At 56.4% G+C, this 18,360-nt stretch carries 17 protein-coding genes and 1 pseudogene; 6 read left to right on the top strand and 12 right to left on the bottom strand.

What is annotated here, in order from left to right; translation table 11 throughout:
- Positions 1-58: 58 nt before the first annotated feature.
- From CUC55_RS11560 to CUC55_RS11530, 7 genes are all read right to left on the bottom strand, one after another.
- Positions 59-853 (bottom strand): ABC transporter ATP-binding protein, encoded by a 795-nt coding sequence (locus tag CUC55_RS11560; RefSeq protein ID WP_103087917.1) that lies wholly within the window; start codon positions 851-853, stop codon positions 59-61.
- The gene (locus CUC55_RS11555) at positions 850-1,731 is read right to left on the bottom strand and encodes an ABC transporter permease (protein WP_067645994.1); all 882 of its coding nucleotides are present in this window, start codon (positions 1,729-1,731) and stop codon (positions 850-852) included. Before CUC55_RS11555 ends, CUC55_RS11560 begins: the two co-directional genes overlap by 4 nt.
- A gap of 195 nt (positions 1,732-1,926) precedes the next feature.
- On the bottom strand, positions 1,927-2,880 hold the full coding sequence (locus CUC55_RS11550; protein WP_067645992.1) for an ABC transporter substrate-binding protein: 954 nt from the start codon (positions 2,878-2,880) through the stop codon (positions 1,927-1,929).
- Between the two features lie 104 nt (positions 2,881-2,984).
- A complete protein-coding gene (gene rlmN / locus CUC55_RS11545) occupies positions 2,985-4,178 on the bottom strand; it encodes a dual-specificity RNA methyltransferase RlmN (protein WP_425352823.1) in 1,194 nt (397 codons plus the stop codon).
- A 244-nt stretch (positions 4,179-4,422) separates the two neighbouring features.
- Positions 4,423-4,926: an invasion associated locus B family protein gene (locus tag CUC55_RS11540; RefSeq protein ID WP_067645988.1), complete on the bottom strand. Its 504-nt coding sequence runs from the start codon at positions 4,924-4,926 to the stop codon at positions 4,423-4,425.
- 280 nt (positions 4,927-5,206) lie between these two features.
- Entirely contained in the window at positions 5,207-5,584 is a 378-nt protein-coding gene (locus CUC55_RS11535; protein ID WP_103088004.1) for a YkvA family protein, read from the bottom strand.
- 51 nt (positions 5,585-5,635) lie between these two features.
- Positions 5,636-5,941: a 4a-hydroxytetrahydrobiopterin dehydratase gene (locus CUC55_RS11530; RefSeq protein ID WP_103088003.1), complete on the bottom strand. Its 306-nt coding sequence runs from the start codon at positions 5,939-5,941 to the stop codon at positions 5,636-5,638.
- 86 nt (positions 5,942-6,027) lie between these two features.
- On the opposite strand from CUC55_RS11530, the gene CUC55_RS11525 reads away from it, so the two are divergent.
- A complete protein-coding gene (locus CUC55_RS11525; RefSeq protein WP_103087916.1) occupies positions 6,028-6,507 on the top strand; it encodes a low molecular weight protein-tyrosine-phosphatase in 480 nt (159 codons plus the stop codon).
- Here CUC55_RS11525 and thpR read toward each other — a convergent pair.
- Both thpR and CUC55_RS11515 read right to left on the bottom strand, forming a co-directional pair.
- On the bottom strand, positions 6,441-7,034 hold the full coding sequence (thpR, locus tag CUC55_RS11520) for an RNA 2',3'-cyclic phosphodiesterase (RefSeq protein WP_103087915.1): 594 nt from the start codon (positions 7,032-7,034) through the stop codon (positions 6,441-6,443). The genes CUC55_RS11525 and thpR overlap by 67 nt on opposite strands.
- A gap of 68 nt (positions 7,035-7,102) precedes the next feature.
- Positions 7,103-7,750: an arylesterase gene (locus CUC55_RS11515; RefSeq protein WP_103087914.1), complete on the bottom strand. Its 648-nt coding sequence runs from the start codon at positions 7,748-7,750 to the stop codon at positions 7,103-7,105.
- Positions 7,751-7,834: 84 nt separating this feature from the next.
- On the opposite strand from CUC55_RS11515, the gene CUC55_RS11510 reads away from it, so the two are divergent.
- From CUC55_RS11510 to CUC55_RS11500, 3 genes are all read left to right on the top strand, one after another.
- The gene (locus CUC55_RS11510) at positions 7,835-8,545 is read left to right on the top strand and encodes an ABC transporter ATP-binding protein (RefSeq protein WP_103087913.1); all 711 of its coding nucleotides are present in this window, start codon (positions 7,835-7,837) and stop codon (positions 8,543-8,545) included.
- On the top strand, positions 8,542-11,100 hold the full coding sequence (locus CUC55_RS11505) for an ABC transporter permease (protein ID WP_103087912.1): 2,559 nt from the start codon (positions 8,542-8,544) through the stop codon (positions 11,098-11,100). Before CUC55_RS11510 ends, CUC55_RS11505 begins: the two co-directional genes overlap by 4 nt.
- A 236-nt stretch (positions 11,101-11,336) precedes the next feature.
- Complete coding sequence (locus CUC55_RS11500) at positions 11,337-12,119, top strand: Bax inhibitor-1/YccA family protein (protein ID WP_103087911.1); 783 nt, start codon at positions 11,337-11,339, stop codon at positions 12,117-12,119.
- A gap of 70 nt (positions 12,120-12,189) precedes the next feature.
- Here the strand turns inward: CUC55_RS11500 and CUC55_RS11495 are convergent, their stop codons facing one another.
- From CUC55_RS11495 to acnA, 3 genes and pseudogenes are all read right to left on the bottom strand, one after another.
- A complete protein-coding gene (locus CUC55_RS11495) occupies positions 12,190-12,582 on the bottom strand; it encodes a DUF2794 domain-containing protein (protein ID WP_103087910.1) in 393 nt (130 codons plus the stop codon).
- A 288-nt stretch (positions 12,583-12,870) separates the two neighbouring features.
- A pseudogene (locus CUC55_RS11490) lies at positions 12,871-13,624 on the bottom strand (DUF1223 domain-containing protein).
- 207 nt (positions 13,625-13,831) lie between these two features.
- Positions 13,832-16,525, bottom strand: a complete 2,694-nt coding sequence (gene acnA / locus CUC55_RS11485) for an aconitate hydratase AcnA (protein WP_103087909.1) — start codon at positions 16,523-16,525, stop codon at positions 13,832-13,834.
- Between the two features lie 269 nt (positions 16,526-16,794).
- Between acnA and ccmA the strand changes: the two genes are divergently transcribed.
- Positions 16,795-17,439, top strand: coding sequence for a heme ABC exporter ATP-binding protein CcmA (gene ccmA / locus CUC55_RS11480; protein ID WP_103087908.1), 645 nt, complete (start codon positions 16,795-16,797; stop codon positions 17,437-17,439).
- 244 nt (positions 17,440-17,683) lie between these two features.
- Positions 17,684-18,343, top strand: coding sequence for a heme exporter protein CcmB (gene ccmB / locus CUC55_RS11470; protein ID WP_103087907.1), 660 nt, complete (start codon positions 17,684-17,686; stop codon positions 18,341-18,343).
- The last annotated feature ends 17 nt before the right edge of the window (positions 18,344-18,360 follow it).

Below are 18,360 nucleotides of genomic sequence, written 5' to 3'. Positions count from 1 at the left end.
NCGGTGCAACGAAACGCCGTGTGCTACCCCAGGCGCACGGCGTTTTTCCTTGGATATTCTAGCCGATCAGCAACTCATCGTCATCCAATGTCTGGCCGCGTATCTTGCGGAACATCTCGATCAGGTCTTCCACCTGCAGTCCCTTGCGGCTTTCGCCGGAGACGTCGAGAACGACTTCGCCCGCATGCAGCATGATGGTGCGGTCGCCATAATCCAGCGCCTGGCGCATGGAGTGCGTCACCATCAGAGTCGTCAGCTTGCGCTCTTCCACCACCTTTTGCGTCAAGCCCATGACGAACTCCGCCATGCCTGGATCGAGTGCAGCCGTGTGTTCATCCAGCAGCAGTACATCCGAACCAGCAAGCGTTGCCATGACCAGAGAAACCGCCTGACGTTGACCACCGGAGAGAAGGTCCATGCGGTCCTTCAGCCGGTTTNCCAAACCAAGGTTCAAGGACGCGATCCGCTCCTGAAAAANCGCCCGCCGTCCGCCGCCAAGCGCGGGCAGAAGTCCGCGTATTTTGCCGCGCGCGGCGGCAAGCGCGAGGTTTTCCTCAATGGTCAGGGTGCCGCAGCTTCCCGTCAATGGGTCCTGAAATACGCGGGCCACCTGGCCTGCCCGGTTTGCCGTCGGTTTGCGGGTCACATCCACATCGCCGATGGTCACTTTCCCCGCAGTTGGCAGAACGTCGCCAGCGAGAACACCGAGTAACGTGGATTTTCCGGCACCGTTGGAGCCGATGACGGTGACGAAGGAGCCGTCCTCGATGGTGAGGTCGACCTTGGCGAGTGCCTTCTTCTCCAGCGGCGTACCGCGCCCGAAGACGACCTGAATGTCGGACAATGAAATCATGATGTTGCTCCCCCGCGGCGCAGGCGTGGAAGAATGAGCGCGACGGCGACTAGCACGGCGGTCACGAAATTGAGGTCGGAGGCTTTAAGACCAAGTGCGTCACTGGAGAGCGCTAGCTGGATTGCCAGGCGATAGGCGATGGAGCCTAGGACACAGCCGATCAGCGCAACCAAGATGCCGCGCGCGCCGAACAACGTTTCACCGATGATGACGGCGGCAAGACCAACGACGATGGTGCCGACACCGGCGGTCACATCGGCAAAGCCGTTGGTCTGTGCAAACAGGGCACCACCTAGCGCTACCAGCGCATTGGACAGCGCCATGCCGAGATAGATCTGGTTACCCGTCTTCACGCCTTGTGCTCGCGCCATTCTGGCGTTGGCACCGGTTGCCCGCATGGCAAGGCCCGCATCGCTTTCCAGAAAGCGCCAGACGAGGATGACGGCAATCACCACGAGGACACCGACGAAAAGCGGGCGCAGCAGATAGTCTGCAATGCCTAAGCCGTAGAAGGGTTCGATGACTGTGTCCTGATTGAGCAGAGCTACATTGGGCTTGCCCATGACACGCAGGTTCACGGAAAACAGCGCGATCATCGTCAGGATCGAGGCAAGAAGGTTGAGGATTTTGAACCGGACGTTCAAGACCGCCGTCACCATACCGGCTGCTGCACCCGCAACCATGGCAACGCCCGTCGTCACCCAAGGATTAAACCCCGCAACGATCAGCACCGCCGCAACTGCTGCGCCCAGCGGAAACGACCCATCGACCGTCAGATCTGGGAAGTCGAGGACGCGAAATGCCAGATAAACGCCGATGGCGACAAAGGCAAAGACAAGCCCCAGTTCGACGGCACCCCAGAATGCGATTTGACTCACGGTAGAATTCCTTGGTTTGTGCCCCACCGCGATGTGGGCTGCAATTGAAACAGTCCTTAGACTGCCACTCGTGCCGCCAACCACTCTTTCGTCATGCTCGGGCTTGTCCCGAGCATCTGCTGCCGTCCAACTTTCATTGAACGTGGGTAGATCCTCGGGACAAGCCCGAGGATGACGGAGAAGGCAAGCCGCCTTTTAGTCGATGATCTTGGTCGCGCGTTTCGTTACGCTTTCAGGGAACGTTACACCCGCCTTTTCAGCGGCCTTCTTGTTCAACACGAGATCGGTGCCGACGGCAACGGTCGCAGGAATGTCGCCAGGCTTTTCGCCCTTCAGGATGCGAACCACAACGGCGCCGGTCTGCTTGCCCACGTCGAAATAGTTGAAACCGAGTGCGGCGATCGCACCGCGGGCAACGGAATCCGTATCTGCAGCAAATAGTGGGATTTTTGCCTCGGCTGCAACACCAGCCGCGGCTTCGAAGGCCGAGACGATGGTGTTATCAGTGGGAACGTAGATCACGTCAGCCTTGCCTACCAGCGCGCGGGTCGCGCCCTGCACTTCGGCAGACTTGGTGGCCACGGATTCCACGACTGTCAGACCGACCTTTGCTGCCTCTGTCTTCAGAAGCTCAAGCGTCGAGACCGAGTTGGCTTCGGCCGAATTGTAGATGTAGCCGATGGTCTTGGCGTTGGGGGTAATTTCCTTGATCAGCGCCAGATGCTCGGCAACCGGCAGCTTGTCTGAGAGACCAGTGACGTTACGGCCGGGCTTTTCCATGGATTTGATCAGCTGCGCACCGACAGGATCGGATACGGCGGTGAAGACGATGGGAATGTCACGGGTAGCGGCGACAACGGCCTGCGCAGAGGGTGTGGAAATGGGAACGATGACATCAGGTGCATCGCCCACAAACTGACGCGCGATTTGCGATGCGGTGCCGGGATTGCCCTGCGCGGACTGGTAGACGAATTTCAGGTTTTCGCCTTCCTTGTAGCCAGCTTCGGCAAGCGCTGCCTTCACGCCATCGCGTGCCGCGTCCAGTGCTGGATGTTCAACGATGGCAGTGACGGCTACCGTCGCATCTTGAGCTTTCGCAGGCAGGGCAATGGCCGTTGCGGCGGCGAGCGCCAGAATCAGTGCGCGCATGGGGTATTCCTCCGATTGTTTTGTTTTCTTGGCCCTCTTTAAGAAAGGGTTAAAACGAAATCAATCGCGCAGCGCTGAACGCACCCATCAATTCTTTTTCTTTATCAGTCGTCCGCGCCATGATTGGCGATCATCATCGCCTCGAACGCCATGCGTTCTGTTTTGCGCATGCGCTCGGATTCCGACTTCAACTGACCGCAGGCGGCGAGGATGTCTCGTCCGCGTGGAGTACGGATCGGTGAGGCGTAACCCGCATGATTGATGAAATCCGCGAACTTCTCGATCTGCTCCCAGTCGGAACACTGGTAGTTCGTGCCCGGCCATGGATTAAAGGGAATAAGATTGATCTTGGCCGGAACGCCTTTCAGAAGCTGCGTCAGCATCTTGGCATCTTCCAGACTGTCATTGACGTCCTTCAGCATCACATATTCGAAGGTGATGCGCCGCGCATTCGACACGCCGGGATAGTTGCGGCAGGCATCGATCAGCTCTTTCAGCGGATATTTCTTGTTGATCGGCACCAGCATGTCGCGCAGCTCGTCGCGCACCGCATGTAGGGAGATCGCCAGCATCACGCCGATTTCTTCACCGGTGCGGAAGATTTCCGGCACGACGCCNGAGGTAGAGAGCGTTACACGGCGCTTGGAAAGCGACAGGCCATCGCCATCGGTCGCGATCAGCAAAGCAGTTTNGACGTGCTCGAAATTATAGAGAGGTTCGCCCATGCCCATCATGACGATGTTGGAGACCTTGCGGCCTTCTGCGGGCATGATCGTACCCTGCGGCGCTTCACGGTCCGGGAAATCGCCGAGACGATCACGGGCGACCAGAAGCTGCGCCAGAATCTCTTCCGCCGTCAGGTTGCGTACCAGACGCTGCGTTCCGGTGTGACAGAAGGAGCAGGTCAGCGTGCATCCAACCTGGCTGGAAATGCACAATGTGCCGCGACCTTCTTCGGGAATATAAACGGTTTCGATCTCGACCGGGCGACCTGCACCGCGTGGTGGAAAGCGCATCAGCCACTTGCGGGTGCCGTCGTTGGAAACCTGTTCTTCAACGATTTCCGGGCGCGCGATGGTGAAATGGAGTTTCAACTTTTCGCGCAGTTCCTTGGCCACATTTGTCATGTGNTCGAAATCGGAGACTCCGCGCACATAGAGCCAGTTCCAAAGCTGGCTGACGCGCATTTTCGACTGCTTTNGGGTCACGCCGATGTCGATCAGCGCATCTGCCATTTCCTCACGTGTCATACCGATCAGCGTCGGCTTTTCTGACATGAGGTCGGCATTCGAAATCATCGGCGTTTTGACCACCAGACCGGTGGTCGCTTCCAGTACGGACATCGTCTTATCCCATCGGCCATCGCAGAACGGAAANCAGGCCTGAACGTGAGGCGAAAATCGTCTGCATGTGGAGAAAANTCAAAGGCGGGGCACGTTTCGCGCTTCCGCCTGTATTTGTTGCCGCGCCTTTAGCATCAAANCAGCTAAAACGCAAATGGCCGGTCAATGACCGGCCATCTCAAANTTGATACAGGTGTGCTTACTTGCAGCTTTCGATCTGCTTCAGAGCAGCCGAAATGCCAGACAGCGAATAGGAATAGGACGTCGCGGTGCCGCGAGCCGAGGTTGCCTTGACCGTCATGGATTTGCCGACCTTCATGGCAGCAACGAGTGCGGGTTCTTCGGCAGCGTTTTCAACCCAGGCGGCCTTGTCCTTGGTGAACATCACGAAGTTCTTGCTGTCGATGGTGACGTTGACCTTCGAGCTTTCGCGGAGAGAATAACCAACCATAGCCTGTGGCTCGTAGGAAATATTCTGGCCGGGACGCTGGGAGACGATGAAGAAGATATCGCCGTGATCGACGCTTGCGGGTTCTTTGGTTGTCGGAATAGAAAGAACATAGCAGACAGTGCTTTTACCCGATTTGTACGAATAGGCACCCCATGCGTTGAACTGCTGGATGCGCGTGGGCGACTGTGCAGAGGCTATGCCGACACTGGTCAACAAAATTGCGACTGCGGTTGCTACACTTCTTACAAACATTGAATTTCCTGCCGGGTTTATTGTCTTCCAGTTGGCCGAACGCTGGCGCCGGGCCGATGCCGAGGTGGGTCCGTCATGATGATATTGGCTAAAGATCGGTTACCAAACCGTCAACGCCAACGCTAAAACTCGAGATTTGCACTGCTGTGTAACAGATAAGCGACGTCCAATGACCGAAAAGCAAACACATGACGTGGCCACCCAATCAGCAATGACACAAAGATTCAGGCAAGAATTTGTCAGTGTTTAGCGCAGCTTCGCACAAGCAATCACAGAGCCGTTACTCATCGCGCAACCGCTCGAGGGCAGCGTCGGCGGCTTCATAGTGTTCCATTTNGATATGGGCGCGGATCATGGCAAGGGCAGCCGTTAAANCAGCAATGTCATCGGTAAAGCCGATGACGGCGAAAACGTCTGGAACAACGTCGATCGGCATGATGAAGTAGCCAAGGGCTGCAAACAGAACACCCTTGGCACGAAACGGTGTTTCCCGGTCCACCGCGCAATAATATGCGGCTGCAGCATCGCGGGCAAAGGGCACTTTGCTCATCACACGCTTCATCTTCGGCCAGAACTTGGCGCGAACCTGTTGCTCGCGCTGTTCCTGCGTGTCAGGCTCGCCGGACAGAAGTATTTCACCAATTTTCACGTCATCCATCGTCGTGTGTCCTTTGGTCATGGACCCTATATAGGCGCGCAGCCTTTCCGTTCAATCGCTCCTGCCCGCTGCTGCCTTTNGCATTACGTTTGCCAGAAGAAAGTCTCGTTCGGTAATTCCCTGGCTGTCATGCGTCGTCAGGCAAACCTTCACGCGGGAATAGACGTTCGACCATTCGGGGTGATGATTGAGCTTTNCAGCCGCCAATGCGCATTGCGCCATGAAACCGAAGGCTTCCGCGAAGTTCGAGAATTTGTAGGCTCTGACGATTGCCAGCCCGTCCTCCCGCAGGGTCCATCCTTGTAGCTCGGCGAGTTCCCTTTCGATGACGTCTCTCTCGAGTTTGGCATATTGCATGAGCTTCCCCTTATGTTTGCTGTGGATGAGGCATTTCTGCCAAGTCTTATCGCACAACTGCCTCATAGTTTTGCTTTATATGATCTATGAANCGCATAGCTGTCCTTTTTGTTTGCATGGGAAACATTTGTCGCTCGCCATTGGCCGAGGGCATCTTCTCCNATCTGGTCGAGACAAAGAACATTGCAGGTCGATTTCTGATCGATTCGGCTGGCACCGGAGGTTGGCACGCTGGCCATCCGCCAGACCCACGCTCTGTCGCTGTTGCCAGGCAACATGGCATCGACATTTCAAGTCAGAAAGCGCGCCAGGTCAGGGCGGTGGATTTCTTGGACTTCGATGTCATCTTCGCCATGGATGAAGATAATCTTGACCGGCTACGGGCGACTTGCCCGCTTCAGTACAGGCACAAAATCCATCTTTTCAGCCAGTATGCAATTGGCCGAAGCGAGAATATTCCCGATCCCTATTACGGTGATGAAGACGGTTTTCAGACCGTTTACACCATGCTTTTGGACGGCTGTATCCCCGCACTGGAAAAGCTGGAAACGGGCCATGCCTCCTGAAGAGGAAATTCCTCTTCAACGATGTAAGGACCGCCACCGACCGATTCCTTCGACGACATCAGCACGAAACGGGCGATCGTGAAGGGGGATGTGCGAAAATCTCCGCGTCCCGAGAGATAGTGGACGACATCATCCAGCCTTGAGTTTCTGAGCCGTGCCAGGGTGACGTGCGGCGTGAATTTGCGCGGATCTGGTGGAAGGCCCAGTCTCTGGCAAATCCGCTCTATCTCCCCTTGCAGCGCCGTCATTTCCGCAGAAGGGGAAACGCCGGCCCAGATCGAGTGGGNCTTTTTCGAACCGAATGATCCTATCCCCGTCAGATTGACGGGAAATTCTGGTCTGTCTATCCGGTCTAGCCGGTTGACGACCTCATCGGCGGTGCGCCCGTCGATATCCCNGATAAAGCGTAGGGTGATATGATAATTCTCCACGTCGATCCACCGGGCTCCCGGTAGACCACCGCGCAACAATGAGAGACTCATTGCCGCATTGCGCGGAATTTCGAGGGCGGTAAACAGTCTCGGCATGGCGAGCTCCCCGAATCTTTTGGCAGAACAAGCACAGCGAATCATGCAACGCTGTCTGGTGCAAGCGCTTATTTTTTTNGCTCACCGATAGCCTTGATGAAGGTCTCCACCGTCGGCGTCGATTTTTCGACCATCACGGCCACGCCTTTNGTGTTTGGATGCATCCTGTCCTCCAGTTGCAGCGCTTCATTCAGCACGACACCATCAAGAAAAAACGGGTAAAGCTGTAAGCCATGCTTTTCTGCAAGGCGTTGATAAATGGGGTTGAAGCGTTTGGCGTAATCATCACCCATGTTCGGCGGAGACATGATACCCATCAGAAGAACCGGAATATTGCGTTTCTGGAAACCGGATATAATCGCATCCAGGTTCTTCTCCGTCTCGTCAGGGGAAACGCCGCGTAGCGCATCATTGGCACCCAGTTCGAGGATAACGCCATCCGTTCCATCCGGTACGGACCAGTCCGCTCGTGCCAACCCGCCTGAGCTCGTGTCGCCGGAAACGCCAGCGTTGGTAATGGTGACATCCATGCCCTTGGCCTTCAGCGCGGCTTCCAATTGGGCGGTGTAGCTGTCCGTCGGCGGCAGTTGATAACCCGCCATCAGACTGTCTCCAAGACCGACCAGTTGCACCGGTTTATCTTGTGCTTGCACAAGGGATGGTGAAAGCGCGCAGCAGATGACAAGGAATTGAGCGGCGACAGCTTTAAAACGCATGATGATCTTCCTAATTGTCTGGCAGTGCGAGAGTTTTGAATCTTCCAAAGATTGCCATTCCCCATAGATATAGGAACGCGAATTGTGACGAAAAGCATCATTGAGCTGAATAAGGCTGATCTCACCCTGGGAAATTCTGCTGCTTCCGTTCACGTTCTGAAAAGCATCGATCTCAGCATCAACGAGGGCGAAGCGGTTGGCATCGTTGGACCTTCTGGCTCCGGCAAGTCGACGCTGCTGATGGTTCTTGCCGGGCTGGAGCGGCTGGATACGGGTGAGATCACGATTGCGGGAACGCAGCTTCATAAGCTCGGCGAAGACGCACTGGCGGAATTTCGCGGCAAGAATATCGGCATCGTGTTTCAGTCGTTTCATCTGATTGCCAATATGACGGCGCTGGAGAATGTTGCGGTCCCATTGGAACTGGCAAATGCCGCCAATCCTTTCGAGATCGCCAAAAAAGAGCTGATGGCCGTTGGGCTTGGGGAAAGGCTCAACCATTATCCGGGCCAGCTTTCGGGTGGCGAGCAGCAGCGCGTGGCGATTGCCCGCGCACTTGCGCCGTCACCTGCTGTACTGATCGCCGATGAGCCCACCGGAAATCTGGATACGGATACCGGCAAGCAGATTGCGGATCTCCTGTTTNCCAAGCAGGCCGAGCGCGGCATGACCATGATTCTTGTCACCCATGATATCTCATTGGCAGACCGATGCTCCCGCCAGATCAAGGTGCGGTCCGGTCAGATCGAGGGCGATAGCGCGACGTCTGCCGTCGCGCAGGCGGTTTCCGCATGACGCGTTTCATCCCGTCTCTGTTCAATATTCGCAATGCGCTGCGGCTTGCCAGGCGTGAAATTCGTGGCGGCTTCAGCGGCTTTTACATTTTTCTTGCCTGTATCGCGCTCGGTACCGGTGCCATTGCGGCTGTGAATTCCGTGTCGCGCGCCATCACCAGTTCCATTGCCACCCAAGGTCAATCCCTTCTGGCGGGCGATGTGCGCTTCGAGTTGCGCAACCGCGAGGCAACGGCCGAAGAGCGCGGCTATATGGACAGCCTCGGCCAAGTCGCCGTGTCGAGTGGGGTCCGCTCCATGGCGCGGCTGGCCGATGGTTCGCAACAGACACTGGCCGAAGTCAAGGCGGTCGATAACGCCTATCCGCTCTATGGTACGTTCGACGCTGAGCCGGCAACGCCGCTGCCGCAATTGCTGGCAAAGCAGGGCGATGCTTACGGTGCGGTCGCCGCTCCCCTGCTGCTGGAGCGGCTGGGCATCAAGATTGGTGACGAGTTGTTGCTGGGCAATGTCCGTCTCAAACTGTCTGGAACGGTGGTTACCGAGCCCGATGCGCTGTCGGACGGATTTGGTTTTGCTCCGCGTCTTATTGTCAGCCGCGACGCGTTGGCGGCATCCGGTCTGATACAGGCAGGTAGCCTCGTGGAGCATGCCTACAAANTCCGCCTGACCGACACCTCGAAACGCGCAACTATAACGGAAGACACCAACACCGCGTTCCCGAGCGCAGGCTGGTCCATTCGCACCAGTGATCGTGCAGCACCATCGCTGACGGAAAACGTCAATCGGTTTTCGCAATTCCTGACGCTGGTTGGCCTGACTGCTCTGATCGTCGGTGGCGTGGGTGTTGCCAATGCCGTCCGTGCCTTTCTCGATTCGAAACGCACGACAATTGCTTCGCTGAAATGCCTTGGCGCACCTGCAAGCGTCGTGACCATGACCTACCTTTNCCAGATCGCCTTCATCGCCGTTATCGGCGTTGCCATCGGGCTGGCGCTCGGGGCCATCACACCTCTGGTCGCCATGCGCTTTCTGGAGGGTGTTCTCCCCGTTCCCGATGAACTGGCGATTTATCCCGGTGCCTTGTCCACAGCTGCCGTCTTCGGTCTGCTGACCACGCTGGCCTTTGCGATTCTGCCGCTGGGGCAGGCGCGAGAGGTGCCCGCAACGGCACTCTTCCGCGAGCAGGGTTTCGAGGACAACAGGTTGCCGTCGTGGCCTTACCTTGTCGCGACAGCACTTCTTCTCGCCTCTCTCGCCGCACTGGCAATCTTTTCGGCAGAGCAGCGCTATATCGCCTCGGTGTTTCTGGCAGCCGTTGCCTTTGCCTTCGTGGTGCTACGACTGGTAGCATGGGGCATCAAGNCAATTGCCAAGAAAAGTCCGCGTGTTCATTCCGCTGCCTTGCGTCTCGCCATCGGCAATATTCACCGCCCCGGCGCGCTGACGCCATCGGTCGTCCTGTCGCTTGGCCTCGGTCTGACGTTGCTGGTGACGCTCACCCTGATCGATGGAAATCTCCGTCGTGAGTTGACCGGAAGCCTGCCGGAGCGGGCGCCGAACTTCTTCTTCGTCGATATCCAGGGAACGGATCGCGATGGTTTTCGCAGTCTCGTTCAACGCGAAGCACCCGAGGGTGTATTGACCGAAGTGCCGATGTTGCGCGGGCGCATTCTTGCGCTGAACGGGCAGGACGTCACCAAGATTGAGGTGCCGCCTGCGGGCCGTTGGGTTTTACGTGGAGATCGCGGCATCACCTACGCGCAGGACTTGCCGGAAAACGCCAAGCTGTCTCATGGTACGTGGTGGGATAAGGATTACAGCGGCGAACCGCTCGTTTCCTTTGCTGCGGAAGAGGCGGGTGAACTTGGTCTGAAACTCGGGGACAGCGTTACTGTCAACGTGTTGGGGCGCAACATCACCGCGAAAATTGCAAATCTGCGCGATGTTCAATGGGAATCCATGTCACTCAATTTCGTCATGGTGTTTNCACCCAATACGTTCAGAGGCGCACCGCATTCATGGCTGGCGACGCTTGCTGACCCTTCAGCCACGCCCGCCAAGGAAGGCGAAATCCTGCGCACCGTCACCAATGCCTATCCCACCATCACCAGCGTTCGGGTGAAAGACGCGCTGGATGTGGTCAACCGCCTTGTTGATCAGCTTGCCATAGCCATCCGCGCAGCTGCGGCCGTTGCACTGATTGCTTCGGTACTGGTTTNGGCGGGAGCGCTTGCTGCTGGCAACCGCGCCCGCACCCATGATGCCGTTATCTTGAAAACGCTGGGTGGCACTCGCGCCATGCTGATCCGCGCGTTTTCCTATGAGTACATGATACTCGGACTGGCAACCGCCGTCTTCGCGCTTCTTGCTGGCGGGGTGTCGGCATGGTTCGTCATTGCGCGTATCATGAAGTTGCCGTCCAGCTTCCTGCCTGATGTCGCCGTAGGCACGATTGTCGTTGCCNTGGTCATGACGGTCGGAATTGGCCTCATAGGGACGTGGCGAATTCTGGGGCAGAAGGCAGCACCGGTTCTGCGCCATGCGGGCGAGTGATACGAAAAGTTGCGCGCTACTTAACCTTAACGATTAATTGGGGTTCGAGATCGCCAAAACGTTATCGCTTTTCACGCATACGGTGTTTTTTCGGCTCTGAAAGCTCTTGTATCTATAAAGCGATATCATCATATTCTTCTGTAGGCTTGCTGTAGCTCCGCAGCGGCGCCTGGGATATGGTCCAAAGACGACGATATGCCGACACCGTAGCAATTCGGAGCTCAAAAGAGGGTACAATGTCTGACTTCAACAATTACCAGAATCGTATGACCCAGGGTCGTGCACAGTCTGGTGCGATGATCGATGAAGGTCTGCGCACCTATATGCTGAAGGTCTATAACCTGATGGCTGTAGGTCTTGCGATCACCGGTGTCGCCGCATTCCTAACGATAATGCTGGCGACCACGAACGATCCTTCGGCTGCTGCCGCTACACTTCCTAACGGCAAGATGCTGACCGGCCTCGGTGTTGCTCTATACGGCTCGCCGTTGCGCTGGGTCGTTATGCTCGCGCCACTCGCCATGGTATTCTTCCTCAGCTTCCGCATTCAGAAAATGAGTGTTCCGGCTGCACAGGGTACCTTCTGGGGTTACGCCGCTCTGATGGGTCTCTCCCTGTCGTCGATCTTCCTGGTCTATACCGGCCAAAGCATCGTCCAGACATTCTTCATCACGGCTGCTTCCTTCGGCGCGCTATCGCTTTACGGCTACACTACCAAGAAGGACCTGTCCGGAATGGGCTCGTTCCTGATCATGGGTCTGTTCGGTCTCATCATCGCGTCGGTTGTGAACATCTTCCTGCAATCGTCTGCCATGGGCTTTGCGATCTCCGCCATTGGCGTACTGATTTTCGCTGGTCTGACCGCCTATGATACGCAGAAGATCAAGGAAATGTATTTCGACGGTGACGACGTTGCCACAGCTGGCCGTAAGGCCATCATGGGCGCGCTCACGCTCTACCTCKATTTCATCAACCTATTCATGTTCATGCTGCAGTTTCTTGGAAATCGCGACAAGTAAGTCTGATTGATAGAATATGGAAAGGCGGCTCCCGAGCCGCCTTTTTTGTTTGTCGCAGTATGCGCAACATTCACTCTATCAGTTTCAGAACCTTTTCGAAGACCTTCAGAACTTGTTGGAGATCCTGGCCACGCTTCAAGATACGACCGTCGACATTGACGACGCTGAACGCACCCTGTTTGGCGGCAAGTTTCGGGTTTTTCTCGATGCGAAACAGCGGCATCTCACCGGATCGCTTGAAGACGGAAAAANCAGCTCTGTCCTTCAGGTGGTCGATGGCATAGTCGCGCCATTCTCCTTCGCCCACCATGCGTCCATAAATGCGCAAGATCGCATCCAGCTCGCGGCGATGGAAGGTTATCGGCAAGGCGTCCTTGCTCTGTTTGTATTCCCGAAGATCGATGATGGACGAGCTATCTTTTTGAGATGAACCTGCACGCTGCAAATCCGGCTGATCAGTCATCAGGCAACCTCGCTCAACTGCATATGACACAGGAATGACAGTCTGACGGCGCTCAGGCAAAATTGCAAGTCTTGCCACGGCTTCAAAAATGCACTGATAATGGTAATGATTTGGGCAGGCCAACAGGCGTCAAATGCCCTATTTCGGTCAAATCATGGCCCGATTTGGGTGGGATACAGCTATCGTCAATTGATGCCTAGGCACCAAGATGACCCGGTCCGGTGCATTGACCCTTTACCCCCAGCCCCCAATGCCCGGATCGGATCTACCTTATACAGGCGACTTATTTTAGTTTNCCGATGGTGAAAGAACGCTCGCGCCGATGATTGCGGCCGGATTGCCTTGACCGTCCTTGGTCTGCAACAGAACCGCGCAGCCGCCGTTTTTNGGCCTTGCTCATAACCGTTGCCGGCAACTTCACGACCATTGATTTNCCATCCCACATGCCAACGGTCTGTACGTCATAAACGCTGTGCCAATAGGAAATCTTCTTTCCTTCGTTTTCGCCCTTCTGGACATCGACGATCTGCTCGCGCGTGAAATAGGCAACAATGACTTCCGCCTTGCCTTGGCCCGCCCCGATATCGATGGCAATCTCATCTTCGATACGCTGCGCCTTCACCGGCACGCTCAGGCCTTCGCCTTCGCTCTTGAAGGTGTCCAGCCTGTTATAGATCGCCTGCATATCGGCGCCTTTGACGTGATCGCGGCCGTTGACGACGGCCTGCGGCGTATAGACGTTGTTACGGCCCAGCGCCCGTGCATAGCCATACTGGCGCTCGGTGTTTTCCTTGGATGCCAGCGAATCCGCCCAGCCGAGATAATTCCAGTAGTCCACGTGATAGGACAGGCCGATCACGTCGCCTCTCTGGATAAGCTTGCGCATCGCCTCGTCTGCAGGCGGGCAGGATGCGCAGCCTTGCGATGTAAAAAGCTCGACAACGCCCTTCACCTGTTGTTCCTGCGCCTGAACCGATACGGCAGTCAGCGCGCTGAAACACAGTGAAAGACCAAATGTCAGAAACCCATATTTCAGAGACATTGCGAAACCCTTGTCTGGACGCTTTCCCAGACTATTGATGCTATCAATACACGTCGGAATGCGCTGCGAAAATAGCGCTGATATCTCTTCAATAGAAAGTCACGATGGGGTGAGGACCGATCACGAAAGATCGGTACATTTCCGCAATCGCTCCACGCAAAAGCGCCGGGATTGCTCCCGGCGCTTTCTTTCATTCTGTTGCGACGCTTATGCAGCCAGATCGCGGAGAACGGTTTGCAGAATGCCACCATTGTTCATGTAGATCACTTCATCCAGCGTATCGATGCGGCAAAGAAGTGGAATTTCCTTCACGGTGCCGTCGCCATAGGTGATCTTGGCAATCTTCTTCTCGCGTGGCTTGATATCGCCTTCGAGACCATCGATCTCGACGGTCTCATCGCCCTTGAGGTTGAGGCTGGCCCATGTCGTACCGTCTTCGAAGGTAAATGGAACGATGCCCATGCCAACGAGGTTGGAGCGGTGAATACGCTCGAACGACTGCGCGATGACGGCTTTTACGCCCAGAAGGTTCGTACCCTTTGCAGCCCAGTCACGCGAAGAACCATTGCCATATTCCACGCCTGCGAAGATGACGAGCGGAACGCCCTCAGCCTTGTAAGCCATGGCCGCATCGTAAATCGACATCTCTTCCTTGGACGGATAGTGGATGGTGTAGCCACCTTCCTTACCGTTTGGACCAAGCATGTGGTTGCGAATACGGATGTTGGCGAACGTGCCGCGCATCATCACTTCGTGGTTGCCACGGCGCGTGCCGTACTGGTTGAAGTCGGCAACGCCCACGCCATTGTCGGTAAGATAAGCACCGGCAGGAGAGGCAGCCTTGATCGAACCGGCCGGAGAAATGTGGTCGGTGGTGATCTTGTCGCCGAAGAGACCGAGAACGCGTGCGCCCTTGATGTTCTTCAGGCCGGTGCCGGTCTTGCCCATGCCCACGAAGTATGGCGGGTTCTGAACGTAGGTGGACTTGTCGTCCCAGGCATAGGTCTGGCCCGGAGGAACCTGAACGGCCTGCCAGTTCTCATCACCCTTGAACACGTCGGCGTATTTGGACTCGTAGAGTTCGCGCGTGACGTACTTCAGGATAAATTCCTGAATTTCGGCAGATGTCGGCCAGATGTCCTTGAGGTAGACAGGGTTGCCATCCTGGTCTTCGCCCAGAGGCTCTGTTGTCAGGTCTTTCTGAACGGTGCCAGCCAATGCGTAAGCGACGACGAGCGGCGGGGAAGCGAGGTAGTTCGCCTGAACGTCCGGCGAGATACGGCCTTCGAAGTTACGGTTGCCGGAGAGAACGCCAGCCGTGATCAGACCCTTGTCGTTGATGGTCTTGGAGATCGGTGCTGGCAGCGGGCCGGAGTTGCCGATGCATGTCGTGCAGCCGAAGCCGACGAGGTTGAAGCCGATGGCATCCAGATCTTTCTGAAGACCGGACTTTNCCAGATATTCGCCAACAACCTGAGATCCCGGTGCGAGCGACGTCTTGACCCAAGGCTTGGATGTCAGACCCTTGGCCACTGCGTTGCGGGCCAGAAGACCGGCTGCAATCAGAACGGAAGGGTTGGACGTGTTAGTGCAGGATGTGATGGCGGCAATGGCAACGTCGCCATGGCCCAGATCAAACTCTTCGCCTTCAACCGCATAACGGGTGTTGAGCTGGCCGGGCTTCTTGTATTCGGTTTCGAGGGACGTCGCAAAACCGGAGGCGATGCCTTCCAGCGAAATGCGGCCTTCCGGACGCTTCGGACCAGCCATGGATGGCACGACTTCGCCGAGGTCGAGTTCCAGCGTGTCGNTGAAGACGAGTTCGGCACCGTCGCCGGTGCGCCACATGTCCTGCGCCTTCGAATAGGCTTCCACCAGCGCGATGCGGTCCTTGGTGCGGCCAGACATGGTGAGGTAGTTGATGGTTTCGCCGTCAACCGGGAAGAAACCGCAGGTCGCCCCATATTCCGGGCCCATGTTGCCAATGGTGGCACGGTCTGCCAGCGTCATCGAATCAAGGCCGGGGCCGAAGAATTCGACGAATTTGGAAACAACGCCCTTCTTGCGCAGCATCTGCACCACGGTCAAAACGAGGTCGGTGGCGGTGACGCCTTCCTTGACCTTGCCCGTCAGCTTGAAGCCGATGACTTCAGGCAGAAGCATGGACACCGGCTGGCCAAGCATGGCCGCTTCGGCTTCGATACCACCAACGCCCCAGCCCAGAACGCCCAGGCCATTGATCATGGTCGTGTGGCTGTCGGTGCCGACGCAGGTGTCGGGGTAAGCGATGGTTTGGCCGTCTTCTTCCTTGGTCCAGACGGTCTGGCCGAGATATTCGAGGTTCACCTGATGACAGATGCCTGTGCCGGGCGGAACGACGCGGAAGTTCTTGAACGCCTGCTGGCCCCACTTCAGGAAGCGGTAACGCTCGCCGTTGCGCTCGTATTCCAGTTCCACGTTGCGGGCAAACGCGGTTGGCGTGCCGAATTCATCAACGATAACGGAGTGGTCGATGACGAGATCGACGGGAACCAGCGGGTTGATCTTTTCAGGATCGCCACCCAATGCCACCATCGCATCGCGCATGGCGGCAAGGTCGACAACGGCTGGAACGCCGGTAAAGTCCTGCATCAGCACGCGGGCAGGGCGGTAGGCGATTTCGTTTTCGACCAAGCCCTTGTTGTTCAGCCAATCGGCAACGGCCGTGATGTGTTCCTTGGTAACGGTCTGGCCGTCTTCGAAACGCAGCAGGTTCTCAAGCAGAACCTTCATCGAATAGGGAAGCTTGGAAACGCCTGTCAGGCCGTTCGCTTCTGCCTTCGGCAAACTGAAATAAACATAATCCTTACCGTCAACGGTAAGAATGGAGCGACAATTGAAACTGTCTAGAGATTTAGCCACGGATAGAAACCCCGCTTCCTCTGATAGCCAACACGCGCGTGCGGACCCCTGTGCACAGGTGCACATCAGGATGCGGGTACGGTCATTTCCGCTGTCCGCACGAGAAGCTGCTTTCGCAACGTCAGGTCCGGCGCCGTATGATGATCACGCCGACCGCTGGCGTGGTTGACACCCATATAGATAATTTCTCAGAAACGTGCCAGACCGGAAAACAACTTAATCGATTTTTTNGCCATCGAGATGATTAAAATCTTAAACGAGATGACGCCATGCTGCTGACAGCAGAAAATCTTGCCGCCCGTCGCGGCGAAGATTTGATATTCATGAATGTTTCCTTCAAGTTAACGAGTGGTGAGGCTCTGATGTTGACGGGGCCGAATGGATCGGGAAAGTCTACGCTTTTACGCGTTATTGCAGGGCTTTTGCAGCCGGAAACGGGGACCGTAAAGATAGCCGGCGAAGGGATCGAAAGTGACACCCGCGCCCATGAAGCCAGCCATTATCTCGGCCACCGAAATGCAATGAAGCAGGAACTGAGCGTTTNCGAAANCCTCGACTTCTGGAAGGCGTTTCTGGGCGATTTCAGTGGCGGCACGTCGGTTGGCATCGAGAAGGCCGCAGAAATTGTCGGTTTGTCCGGCATCACTCATCTGCCATTCGGCTATCTCTCGGCAGGTCAACAACGCCGATTCGCGATGGCCAAGCTGCTGGTTGCATGGCGGCCGGTATGGATATTGGACGAACCAACTGCCGCTTTGGATGCGAGCGCAGATTCAATGTTTACGGCGTTGGTGGAAGGGCATTTGGCGAATGGCGGCATCGTGATTGCTGCGACCCATCAGCNGCTCGGGTTGGAGAATGCGCAGGAATTGCGGATGACGGGGTTTGCTGGGGTGGGGGAGGAGGTGTGGTGATGAATGTCGAGTTTGCCGCTACCCCCTTCTTCACTGCCGGGCATCTCCCCNACAAGGAGGGAGATCGGCTGGGCGCTCTGACACCACGTCACTCTCGACGTAAGAGATGGCCGAAAGGTCGCCGCGAGTCGATCTCACCACCTGTGGGGGAGATGCCCGGCAGGGCAGAGGGGGGTAGCGACACCCATCGAACCCATCCATTATCCACTGGGTGCGGTCTATCCTCATTTGGGAAAACCATCCCATGATCGCCCTCTTCCTCCGAGACCTTAAACTCTCCATCCGCGCTGGCGGCGGCGCGCTCATCGGCGTTCTTTTCTTCATGACCGTCGTCGCCGTCATTCCCTTCGGTGTCGGCCCTGACCTCAATCTTCTGTCGCGCATCGGCCCAGCCATTGTGTGGATTGGAGCATTACTCGCAGCACTTCTTGGCCTCGACCGTCTGTTTCAAGCGGAACGTGACGATGGTTCGCTTGATCTCATCCTCATGCAGGAAANTCCACTCGTTTNGACCGTTCTGGTCAAATGCCTCGCGCATTGGACGGCAACCAGCCTGCCGTTGGTCATTGCCTCTCCTCTGCTTGGACTGTTCATGAATATGAGTGAAGTGGCCATCGGTGCCGTTATGCTGACTTTGCTTGTCGGCTCACCGGCGCTAACATTTATAGGGGCAGTGGGTGCTGCCGTTGCGGTAGCCCTTCCGCGCGGTGGGTTGCTGGTGTCCATTCTCGTGTTGCCGCTCTGCATTCCAGTGCTGATCTTTGGGGTCAGCGCCTCCTATGCTGCGGTTCAGGATCCGGCACCTTTCATGCCGCCCTTCCTGATCCTTATCGGCATCACACTTTTTTCATCGGTCATCGGTCCATTCTTCGCAGCTTTGGCATTGCGCAGTTCCATGGATTGATAAGGATCAATTGCCGC

Source organism: Agrobacterium bohemicum (genome assembly GCF_002896715.1).
Lineage (GTDB): Bacteria > Pseudomonadota > Alphaproteobacteria > Rhizobiales > Rhizobiaceae > Agrobacterium > Agrobacterium bohemicum.
The sequence above is the reverse complement of the archived record's forward strand: the minus strand, read 5'-3'. Positions and strand labels throughout refer to the sequence as shown.

What these genes read in the sequence shown, in the direction of transcription:
- CUC55_RS11550 (WP_067645992.1), bottom strand. Translation starts at nt 2,880, where the DNA reads ATGCGCGCACTGATTCTGGCGCTCGCCGCCGCAACGGCCATTGCCCTG.
- CUC55_RS11540 (WP_067645988.1), bottom strand. Translation starts at nt 4,926, where the DNA reads ATGTTTGTAAGAAGTGTAGCAACCGCAGTCGCAATTTTGTTGACCAGT.